Below are 11,701 nucleotides of genomic sequence, written 5' to 3' on the forward strand. Positions count from 1 at the left end.
CCTTAATGTTTTTATAGGGTAACGAGTAAATCCGATACCGAGTTTCTAGTGACCAACGTCGGCAGCAATTTAAAGTTCACGTCATGTTTGATTTTTTTTAGCTTTTGCAGAGTGAGCTGCACTGCTTCAATGCTCATCTCTTCAATAGGGAAATTAATGGTGGTCAAACTAGGGGTCAGATAGCGCGCGAAGATAGTGTTATCGAAGCCAACAAGAGAAACATCTCTCGGAACAGACAATCCCTCTTGATGCAGAACTTCGAAGGCGCCAAAAGCCATGTGATCATTAGAAGCAAACACCGCCGTAAACTTACACTTACGGTTGATCAGCTTCTTCATAGCACTGATGCCAGTCTCTTCAGTAAAGCCCGCTTCCGAGACTAAAGCTTCATCGTAAGGCACACCCGCTTCTTCCAAGGCCTTTCGATACCCCTGCAAACGCCCCCTAGCGTCTGCTTTATCTAAAGGCCCGGTAATACACGCGATATCTGTATGTCCCTTTTGCAAAAGGTATTGAGTAGCGAGTAGCCCCCCGACTTCGTTATCAATATCAATGCAACTCATCGCCATTTCTGGGATGAAGCGGTTAATTAAAACCACAGGGGTCCCCTGTTCTTCCAATTCAATTAAATAGTCATCACTGAGCAGTTGAGTATGAAGAATCAAAGCATCAACACGACGCCCCAACAGAAACTCCACCGACTCGCGCTGCCCTTGTTCGGTGTTCGAGCCCGCCGCAACAACAGCGTGGTAACCAAAGCGGCGTAGGTTTTCTTCTATGCTATGCAAGATGCCTGAATAGAAAGAGCCACCAAGTTCTGGAACAACAACGCCAACACTACCGGTACGACTTGAAGCTAAGGCTTGAGCGATAGAATTCGGGCGATAACCCAACTCCTTGATCGCTTTTTCAACCTTTAATTTCTTGTCATGACTCACTCTACTGGTGCCGTTGATCACTCTAGACACTGTCGCTTGAGACACACCTGCATGTTCTGATACGTGTTTAATTGTCGCCACTCGAACCTCGATACTTCATTAGCTTGTAACCGCTTACAAAACGATTATTAAGGAATTAGGTCTCAGTAGGCGTGAGTAACATCACACTAAACTTGGAGGTAAAAAGGTCAGTTCTGGAAATCATGAAAGCGCTTACAGATTACCTTTACGCCATGAAACTGTTTCATGGGATTATTGTTAATACTATCAGGACGCCTATCGGTTACTTGTTCTTCAGATCAAACAAGCACGTCTAAACTCAGTTTTTCTATCAGCGCGATTGGGTGATGTTTTCGATTCGAGTCGTTATGTCTTTATTGCTACTGATGCTTAACCATGCATAATCACGATCAGTACAGAGAAACCTAAATAAACTCGAGACACGATGGAAGAAAGTCTCATGGTGAATCCTTGATTTAGTGGCGAAAAAAAGGGCACAAAGAATGTGCCCAAGAATGGAGTTATATAACATGCCCTAATCAATCTGCCTTTAGGGCTAAAATGGACAGTATTACTTGCTCGTTAAAAGCATAGGTATTTCAAAGTATGCCCTTAACAAGCATGGATATTCGAAAGTATCGCTCCTTGAAAATATGCCGAATTCAAAGAGCTGCGCTTTCTATATCGGTGATTACCACCAAGCTTCAAACATTGCGCCGAACGACAATGTATCAACATTCGTTGTCTTCACTGTGTTACCTTTCGTTTCTACATCACCCACCGTTGTGTAGAAGCGAAGCATTGGACGGCTCCAAGGTAAACCACCTAGAGAAACGTTTTGAGACAGCGTTACTTTCCACGCGTTCTCTTCACCATCGTCATCGTAATCCACCATGCCGTAGCCAGCTTCTAACCATGTAGAGTGAACATCATCCCATTGGTACTGTGGACGAACGATACCCGCGTATTCCGTGTTTTCGCGGTCTAGATCTGAGCCAGAATTGTCTTTGTACGACACTAAGTAATCAATGATGAAGTTGTCTGTCGCTGCGTAGCTACCTTCAACACTTGCGTACAAAGTTTGGTAATCACCTTTCAGTTCAAATACAGATGAGTCTGCACCGTCACCGTACTTAACAACCAATTTGTTAGACTCACCCAAGCCCAATGTTGCACCTACTAAGTATGCCGTTTCATCACTGACTTTTTGACCTGCAGTCACGACAGGCTGCATTGAATCTGTTACTGGATCGTATACATACTCAGTCGTCGTAGACGTATCCGCTTCGCTCGATGCAAAACCGTAGTTCGCGTAAAAATCCAGATTACCTATGCCAGCATCAATACTGTGTAGCTTCGCGGTCACTGCGTATCGACCATTGTCATTTACTAGGCCACCTTTCACTTGACCAACAAAGCCCATGTCTAGCTTGGCGCCACCGAAGTCTAAGTTGTTAAAACCAGCACCTTGACCATCATGTGTCATCCAGAAGTAATCGTTCAAACCTTGTTGCGGACGTTGATGGAAATCGCGACCAGCCCACATGTAAAGTTCTGGTTGGCTTTCAAATACATTAGTTACACCGGCATACATTTTCTTCATACTTAGACCGCCGTCATCAGCCCACGCGTCTGCTTCCCAGTGGTCAGCCATGAATACGACGTCCCAGATAGCGCCATTGTCAGCTTGGAAAAGTTTAGCTAACTGAACTTCACCACCATTGGCTTCATTACCTAAACGACCAACTGAGCGACCTGTTGTACCGATGTCTACATAACGCTCATCACCGCTTTTATAGTGAGCGCCGTAACGAGCATAACCAGAGAAGACGATACCGTCTGGTACATTCGTGTCTGAAGTTAGAACCGCTTGTTGTTGGTCATCAGTGTACTTGATATCTCCAACCTGAGACTCCAACTCTTGGATTCGTTGTTCCAAAGCAGCAAGATCCGTCTCTGCAGCGAAAGAAGAGAGTGAAGCAAGCGAAGCCGCCACTGCGACTGTTATTGGCAAAAGCTTAAATTTTTGCATTGTAATTCCCTATTATTTTTTTGAGTTTTCATCGAACAGGGAAATATTAAGCAATGAAAGCGTTGAAAAGTTAGTCGCTGTTCACACTGATAAATCAGCTTAAAACCCATGAAACTTTTAGAAAGTTCACAGCCAAAAGTATTAATTAAATATCAGTGAGTTAGATTGAATAATGCGTAAAACAGCAGCTTGAAATCGCTTTCATTTCATCAATAATGGCGGGGTCTATCACGGAAAACAGAGTGTAAAAGTGAGGGAAACATGATGCAGTTTTGATTGGTTTTCATATATATGAAAAACCTCAAAATCTAAGGCAGATTTTGAGGTTTTTTGGTCTTAGTCAAATACCCAGTTATCTAAAATCAAGTATTCGCTAAAGTGAATCTAGGGACTCTATTCCCATATTGAATAGAGTAAATGCATAGATATTAGCAGTGAGATCGACAGCTTTACTCTGCGGCATCCCCCGCAGTTATCATGATCCTTCTTTTATATGCTGTAACGCTATGACTCGACTCATCAAAACATGGCGAAAACTCATAACATTAAAAATAATGTGAAATCGTCAGGTAACGCGCTCTGATGTGTTCGATCAGTAGCTTAATTTTGTTTGGTGGCTGGCGAGTAAAAGGGTACACCGCATAAATGCCCAACTTTTTCCCGACCAAATCAGGGAAAATATCCACCAGCTGACCGTTGCGAATATCGTGATAAACCAGACAGCGCGGCACGTAAGCAACGCCATGTCCACCCAGCGCCGCTTTTCTTAATGCCGTCGCGTTGTCAGTCGAAAAAGAGCCTGAGACACGCACAATGTATTTATCGTTGTCGGTACAGCCATCTTTACTGTGCAGAAACTGCCACTCGCTAGCGCCTGTTGTTTGATAGGCGTATTGCAAGCAATTGTGCTTCACCAAGTCTTTAGGCAGCATTGGCTTACCATTCTTGGCGATATAAGAGGGCGAGGCACACACCACCCATTGCGAATCCAATATATGACGGGCAATAAGGCTTGAGTCTTCCAAGTAACCGGTACGAATTACCAAGTCCAAACCATCCTCAACCAGATCAACAAAACGATTGTTAAGCGACATATCGACCGTTAAACCTGGGTGCATATTACAAAACTCGGCAACGGCGTCTGCGAGAATCAAATCTCCAGAGATAGTAGGCACTGACATTTTGATATGACCACTGACATTCTCACCAAAGCCTGAAACTGCGTCCATAGCCTCTTGCGCCGCCTGCTTCACATTTTTGGCGCTATGTAACATTGCCTTACCGGCTTCGGTAAGCGTCAATTTACGCGTCGTTCGATACAATAATTGCACGCCAATCTCTTCTTCCAAACGCGCAATTCTTTTACTAACTACCGAATTTGTAAGGTTATTTTGCTCTGCCACTTTACTGAAACTGCCCAGTTCTACTACCTGTGAAAACAGGATCAAATCGTCTGCTCGCATTTGATTATGCCAATTTTGGAATTAATTATTTTCATTATTTCCCTATATCAATAAAAAATAAAGGGGTAAATTCACGCCAAATTAACAAAACAATTACAAAAACAGCTTTTGCAATCACATCGGTTACAAATAAAGCGACTCTAATTACAACAATTGAATCCTCGAGATTCAGATTACACCTACAAAACTAATGACGTGTTATTCACTTCAAACATGAACGTTTGAAAACAAGTACGAGGAAGTACCCATGAGTGAAACTCTACTAGCATTATTGGCCTTTTCGCCAATAGTTGTTGCAGCGATTCTGCTGGTTGGCCTTAACTGGCCTGCAAAAAAAGCGATGCCAGTGGCATTTGCATTAACCGTTGCTATCGCCCTATTCGCATGGGATATGTCTAGCACTCGCGTGCTGGCTTCAGTATTCCAAGGCTTCGGCATTACCGTATCAGTTCTCTGGATTGTGTTTGGCGCCATCTTCTTATTAAACACTTTGAAACACACCGGAGCTATCACCACCATCCGCAACGGCTTTACTGATATATCAGCAGACCGTCGTGTGCAAGCGATCATCATTGCTTGGTGTTTTGGTTCATTCATTGAGGGCGCATCTGGCTTCGGCACACCCGCTGCAATCGCCGCACCGCTACTCGTTGCAATCGGCTTCCCAGCATTAGCTGCGGTACTGATGGGCATGATGATTCAATCTACGCCGGTATCGTTCGGCGCGGTTGGCACTCCTATTATCGTTGGTGTGAACAAAGGTTTAGATACGCACAACATCGGTGAAAGCCTGATTGCCAATGGTTCAACATGGGATTCTTACCTACAACAGATCACATCAAGTGTTGCGATCATCCACGCCTGCGTTGGTGTGATGATTCCGGTATTGATGGCGATGATGCTGACTCGCTTCTTCGGTAAGAACAAAAGCTGGACTGAAGGTCTTGATATCCTCCCGTTCGCACTGTTCGCAGGTGCCGCTTTCACTATTCCCTACGCACTAACGGGTGTCTTCCTCGGTGCTGAATTCCCATCACTGATTGGTGGTTTGGTTGGCCTTGCGATTGTTGTAACAGCAGCAAAACGCGGCTTCCTAGTCCCTAAATCAAAATGGGATTTTGAAAGCGAAGATAAATGGCCAGCAGAATGGCTAGGTTCTCTGAAGATCGATCTAGACGACAATTCAAACGGTAACCAAAGCCACAAAAAAATGAGCATGGCGATGGCATGGGCACCTTACGTGCTGCTCGCTGTCACTCTAGTTGCTAGCCGCGTGAGCCCAGAGTTCAAAGGCCTATTGAAGAGCGTTAGCCTTTCATTCAGCAATATTCTTGGCGAGACAGGCGTAAGCACTGCGATTCAACCTCTGTATCTACCGGGCGGCATCTTGGTCTTCGTCGCGCTGGTTGCGGTTCTCATGCAATCTCGCAGCGCAACACCACTGGCTAAAGCTTTTGGTGAGTCGAGCAAGACTCTGATTGGTGCAGGCTTTGTGTTGGTGTTCACCATCCCAATGGTTCGTATCTTCATTAACTCTGGCGTGAACGGCGCTGATTTAGCAAGTATGCCAGTAACCACGGCCAACTTTGCAGCAGATCTAGTCGGCGGCGCATTCCCAGCGTTAAGTGCCACGGTGGGTGCGCTAGGTGCCTTCATTGCAGGTTCAAACACCGTTTCAAACATGATGTTTAGCCAGTTCCAATTCGAAGTAGCGCAAACTCTGTCTATCTCTAGTGCGGTGGTTGTTGCTCTACAAGCCGTTGGTGCAGCAGCAGGTAACATGATTGCGATTCACAACGTGGTAGCCGCATCGGCGACCGTAGGCTTGTTAGGACGTGAAGGCGCAACACTACGTAAGACTATCATCCCAACGTTCTACTACTTGGTGATGACAGGAATCATCGGCCTAGTGGTTATCTACGGCTTCAAAATGACAGACGCACTTATGTAAACCATAAGTCGTTACAAAAGCACTTGGCGTTAATACTCATTTCCCCGACTGCAACACCGTCTAACAAGACAGTTGATGAGTTTCGGAATGGATACTAAAACACATCAACACCCTCGGGTATTAACGCCATTTTATTAAGAATAACAAGCAGCCCAAACCAAGCTCTCATAGAAGGGCAACATCCCAAGAATTTAGGACTGAAATTATGATCATATCCGCATCGACTGATTACCGCGCCGCAGCAAAAGCGAAATTACCACCGTTTCTTTTCCACTACATTGACGGCGGTTCTTACGGAGAACATACCCTACGCCGCAACACGGCCGATCTTGCAGAGATCGCGCTCAAGCAGCGTGTCCTCAATGACATGTCAGATCTGAATTTGGAAACTGAGCTGTTTGGCGAAAAGCTAGCGATGCCGATTGCCTTAGCACCCGTTGGTCTAACAGGCATGTACGCACGACGTGGCGAAGTACAAGCTGCTAAAGCCGCAGACAATAAAGGCATCCCTTTTACCATGTCGACCGTATCGGTATGCCCGATTGAAGAAGTCGCACCTAAAATTGAACGCCCAATGTGGTTCCAACTTTACGTGCTAAAAGATCGCGGCTTCATGAAGAACGTTCTTGAACGTGCAAAAGCAGCGGGCGTGACCACCTTAGTCTTCACGGTTGATATGCCGGTACCCGGCGCGCGCTACCGTGACATGCATTCCGGAATGAGTGGTCCAAACGCCGCTGTTCGTCGTGTATTCCAATCTATGCGTCATCCTAGTTGGGCGGTGGATGTTGGTTTGCTGGGTAAACCACACGACTTAGGAAACATCTCAACTTATCGTGGTTCTCCTACCAAACTGGAAGACTACATCGGTTGGTTAGGTGATAACTTCGACCCATCAATTTCTTGGAAAGACCTAGAGTGGATCCGTGATTTCTGGGACGGCCCGATGGTCATCAAAGGCATTCTTGATGAAGAAGATGCGAAAGACGCCGTGAGATTTGGCGCAGACGGCATTGTGGTTTCAAACCACGGCGGCCGCCAGCTTGATGGTGTGTTATCAAGTGCTAAAGCACTGCCTGCTATTGCAGACGCGGTAAAAGGCGACACTAAGATTCTGGTCGACTCTGGCATTCGTACTGGCTTAGATGTAGTTCGCATGATGGCGATGGGCGCAGACTGCACCTTGCTTGGTCGCTCTTTCGTCTACGCGTTAGCTGCGCAAGGACAAGCAGGTGTTGAAAACCTACTCGACCTGTACGACAAAGAGATGCGTGTTGCGATGACATTAACAGGCGCAAAGACAATCAAAGACTTAACTCGTGAATCTTTGGTGGGGTTAGATTAACCCGCCACGACTCGGATTCAGATTCAGATTCAGATTCGGACTAATGCTTTGGTCTACTTAGACTGAAGTTCAATCGGTGTCACAGCAATTCCACTGCCGTTGTGACACCGTTTAAGCACTGGAAAATAAAATAAAAAGCTAGGGCGTGTTGATCTTTCGAGTTGATTTTTGCAGCGAGTTGCTGGGTATTTATACAAGGCAGAGGCGTCGATGTGTAGCTAGCCTACATGAGAAGCCGATAACGTAGTAGAAATGGCCAGCAAACGCTGCTCGAAGGGTTCAGCTAAAAGCGTTTTACTCGAACAAAATTTAACCACGAAAGGTCAACACGCCCTGAACAGTGCCAAATAAGAAGCACAAGGAAGCAAAGATGGAGACAAACACATCCCATGAGCGAGTAATAGACGCACAAGCTTATCTGCAGCTTGAAGCGATACTGGCTCAAAAAATAGAAACAGAACGCATTGTCACTCAAGATGCAAAGCGCTTGGCTTACGGCACCGATGCGAGTTTTTATCGCTTGGTGCCGAAAATGGTTCTAAGGCTCAAAAACTTAGACGAAGTCATATTCACCATTCAAAGCTGTCGCGAACTGGGGATTCATTTTACCTTTCGCGCCGCGGGCACCAGCCTTTCAGGGCAAGCGGTTTCAGACTCGGTGCTCATCACATTGACTGATGACTGGCGTGGCCACGAAATCGTCGATAACGGCAATCAGATCATTCTTCAACCTGGTGTAATTGGTGCTGATGCCAACAAATATCTTGCCCCTTTCCAACGTAAAATCGGCCCCGATCCAGCCTCTATCAATACCTGTAAAATCGGTGGTATCGCAGCCAATAACGCCAGTGGCATGTGTTGCGGTACTGCGCAAAACTCTTATCGCACCGTTGAGAGCATGAAAGTCGTACTGAGTGATGGCACCCTGCTTGATACTGCTGATAACGCCAGTGTTGAGGCGTTCAAGCAATCACACAAAGCGCTGTTTGAAGGCATTGTCGAATTACATCAACAGACAGCGTCAAACCAAGAACTGGCCGACAGAATCCGCCACAAGTACCGCCTAAAAAACACCACCGGCTACGCGCTCAATGCTTTGGTCGATTACCACGACCCAATTGAGATCATCAAACACCTGATGATTGGCTCAGAAGGCACGCTCGGCTTCATCGCTGAGATTACCTACAACACGGTGATCGAACATCCGAACAAAGCTTCGGCGCTGCTAGTGTTTGCCGATATCGAGCAAGCAAGTAAAGCCGTGACGACACTATCCAAAACACCAGTTGCTGCGGTGGAATTGATGGATGGCAGAGCACTGTGTTCAGTCGCGGATAAACCGGGTATGCCTGCGTTTATGCCGAGCTTAGATTTAGAAGCAGCGGCGATTTTAGTTGAGTCACACGCCAGCTCCCAGCAGGACTTAGATTTACAATGTAAATCAATTTTGGATGCGTTATCGGAATATACGATTGTTGAATCAGTGCCTTTCACTTCCGATCCAAAGACAGTCGCGACTCTGTGGGGCATTCGCAAAGGTATGTTCCCAGCGGTTGGCGCGGTTCGTGAAGTTGGTACTACCGTTATCATTGAAGACGTGGCTTTCCCCGTTGAAAACCTCGCTAACGGCATTCGAGAACTGCAAGAGCTGTTCGATAAATACGACTACAGCGAAGCGATCATTTTTGGTCACGCCCTCGAAGGCAACCTGCACTTTGTGTTTACTCAAGGCTTCGACAGCCAAGAAGAGATCGATCGCTACGGCGGTTTCATGGATGACGTTGCCGAACTGGTCGCGGTGAAATACCAAGGTTCATTGAAAGCAGAACACGGCACGGGTCGTAACATGGCACCTTACGTCGAGTTGGAATGGGGTAAAGATGGTTATGCTTTGATGCAACAAATCAAGGCGTTGTTCGATCCAGAAAGACTGCTCAACCCCGGCGTTATTATCAACGACAATCCAAATTCACACATCACCAATTTGAAGCCAATGCCTGCTGCCGATGACCTTATCGACCGCTGTATTGAATGTGGCTTCTGTGAGCCTGTCTGCCCATCTCGTACGCTCACTCTATCGCCACGCCAACGTATTGTGTTGTATCGAGAGCTACAACGCCGCCGAGCAGTAGGTGAAGAAATAGAAGCTAGCGAACTAGAGAAGACCTTTGAATACCAAGGCATTGATACCTGCGCTGCGACAGGCCTGTGTGCCGAGCGTTGTCCAGTGGGAATCAACACTGGCGACTTGATTAAGAAGCTTCGTATCGCCAAGTATGAGAAATTTACGCCAATCGCTAAGTGGACCGCAGATCATTTCTCGACCACCACTAAGTTGACCAAGGTTGGCCTCAAAACCAACCAAGTGGCGAGCAAAATATTAGGCGAAAATACAGTCGGCAAGCTAACCAACGGCTTGCGTTCGATGACCAAAGGCGCAACACCAATTTGGATGCCTGAGATGCCGCAATCCAATAGTCACTCGCTAGTCTCATCACCAGTGACGGCAGAATCCTCAAGCAATCATAAGAAGGTGGTTTACCTGCCTTCGTGTGCGAGTCGCACCATGGGACAACAGAGTGATGCGGGCGACCAACGTCCCCTAACTGAAGTGACCATGTCTTTGCTTAACAAAGCAGGATTTGAGGTTATTCTTCCGAAGAAGCTAGATGACCAATGTTGTGGCATGCCTTACGACAGCAAAGGAATGACCGATTTAGCCCAATCTAAAGCGCAACAGCTCGAAGAAGTGTTGTGGCAAGCGAGTCGTCAGGGTGAATACCCAGTATTAATGGATACCAGCCCGTGTGCTAAACGCAGTATTGAACAGTTCACCAAGCCCCTAGAAGTGCTAGAGCCGACAGGGTTTGTGAACCAGTACCTGCTGGAGCACCTGACACTTGAGCCGCTGCAAGAGACCGTGATGCTGCATGTGACGTGTAGTTCTCGTCGAATGGGTTTGGAAGGCGCGATGTTGAACCTTGCTAAAGCCTGTACCGAAGAGGTCATCGTTCCTGAGCACATTCAATGCTGTGGTTGGGCGGGTGATAAAGGTTTTACCACTCCAGAGCTGAATGAAGCGGCGGTACACCCACTTAAGGAACAAGTGCCGAGCAACTGTACTCGTGGATTCAGTAACAGCCGAACCTGTGAGATCGGTTTATCACACCACAGCGGCATTCCTTACCAGTCGATCTTGTACTTGGTTGATGAAGTGGCGCAATAGCTAGATATTAAAAGCTAGACACACTCTAAATAAAAAGGTTGCCTCGTTGGCAACCTTTTTGTGGCTCTGATTAAAGCTCCCTCATGATTATTTGACAATATATGTCGTTTTCTGGGCAAAAACTTAACGAATTGTTCATCTCGTTATTGAGTTCTTGAGCGTGACTGGTAGAGACCGTAATCAATTGTACCAGTGCGACTAAGATGATTATTTTCTTCATTACTATTTTTCCTAAATATACAGTTAACAATGAGCCTTCAAGTTTAAGCATATTAAAAGCTGGCTCACCCCGAAAAACCATACTATTCAGAACTTTAAATAAGAATGCCCTTTTCTTAAAAAAGACGATGGAAGACTCAAAGCCGCATGTACTTTCTCTGAATAATGACTACCAGTCCGAATCAAGCTGAGTTTAGTGATAAGCAATATTACTGATTTTCAATATGTTACAATGCACTTTGTTTAAACGAGACCATACTCATCGCAATGGTTACGCACCAATGAATGTCGCTAACTCTTGCGCAGAATAGTGCTCAGCCTCTTGACCTCTGCAGATCAAGTCAATCACTTGAAACTCGCTCATATCACCAAATTCCTTGATCAAGTAATCACGAAACGCTTTTTCGTTCGGCCATTTTCCTCGCACAATATAACCCTCTTCTTTGTCGAAATCTTCCGTCTCAAAGAAAGAAAAATCAGTCATACCAATGTTGTGGCAATACAAAACGAGATACATGTTTACTCCT

At 46.0% G+C, this 11,701-nt stretch carries 7 protein-coding genes; 3 read left to right on the top strand and 4 right to left on the bottom strand.

The annotated features are described in order from the left end of the window. Positions 1-11: 11 nt before the first annotated feature. The 3 genes from BCV39_RS16635 to BCV39_RS16650 all read right to left on the bottom strand — a co-directional run bounded on the left by BCV39_RS16635 (position 12) and on the right by BCV39_RS16650 (position 4,433). On the bottom strand, positions 12-1,019 hold the full coding sequence (locus BCV39_RS16635; RefSeq protein ID WP_102432086.1) for a LacI family DNA-binding transcriptional regulator: 1,008 nt from the start codon (positions 1,017-1,019) through the stop codon (positions 12-14). Positions 1,020-1,629: 610 nt separating this feature from the next. Next, the gene (locus BCV39_RS16640) at positions 1,630-2,970 is read right to left on the bottom strand and encodes a carbohydrate porin (protein WP_102432087.1); all 1,341 of its coding nucleotides are present in this window, start codon (positions 2,968-2,970) and stop codon (positions 1,630-1,632) included. A 545-nt stretch (positions 2,971-3,515) separates the two neighbouring features. Further along, the gene (locus BCV39_RS16650) at positions 3,516-4,433 is read right to left on the bottom strand and encodes a LysR family transcriptional regulator (RefSeq protein ID WP_102432088.1); all 918 of its coding nucleotides are present in this window, start codon (positions 4,431-4,433) and stop codon (positions 3,516-3,518) included. A 247-nt stretch (positions 4,434-4,680) separates the two neighbouring features. On the opposite strand from BCV39_RS16650, the gene BCV39_RS16655 reads away from it, so the two are divergent. The 3 genes from BCV39_RS16655 to BCV39_RS16670 all read left to right on the top strand — a co-directional run bounded on the left by BCV39_RS16655 (position 4,681) and on the right by BCV39_RS16670 (position 10,955). After that, positions 4,681-6,384: an L-lactate permease gene (locus tag BCV39_RS16655; RefSeq protein WP_102432089.1), complete on the top strand. Its 1,704-nt coding sequence runs from the start codon at positions 4,681-4,683 to the stop codon at positions 6,382-6,384. Positions 6,385-6,589: 205 nt separating this feature from the next. After that, positions 6,590-7,729, top strand: a complete 1,140-nt coding sequence (lldD, locus tag BCV39_RS16660; protein WP_048663885.1) for an FMN-dependent L-lactate dehydrogenase LldD — start codon at positions 6,590-6,592, stop codon at positions 7,727-7,729. A 370-nt stretch (positions 7,730-8,099) separates the two neighbouring features. Further along, positions 8,100-10,955 carry an FAD-binding and (Fe-S)-binding domain-containing protein gene (locus tag BCV39_RS16670; RefSeq protein ID WP_102432090.1) on the top strand — a complete coding sequence of 952 codons (2,856 nt, stop codon included), beginning with the start codon at positions 8,100-8,102 and terminating at the stop codon, positions 10,953-10,955. A gap of 490 nt (positions 10,956-11,445) precedes the next feature. Here BCV39_RS16670 and BCV39_RS16680 read toward each other — a convergent pair whose 3' ends face one another. Continuing rightward, positions 11,446-11,691, bottom strand: coding sequence for a hypothetical protein (locus BCV39_RS16680; protein WP_017107691.1), 246 nt, complete (start codon positions 11,689-11,691; stop codon positions 11,446-11,448). Between the last annotated feature and the right edge of the window lie 10 nt (positions 11,692-11,701).

Source organism: Vibrio sp. 10N.286.55.E10 (assembly GCF_002872555.1).
In the GTDB taxonomy this organism is placed as follows: Bacteria; Pseudomonadota; Gammaproteobacteria; order Enterobacterales; family Vibrionaceae; genus Vibrio; species Vibrio crassostreae.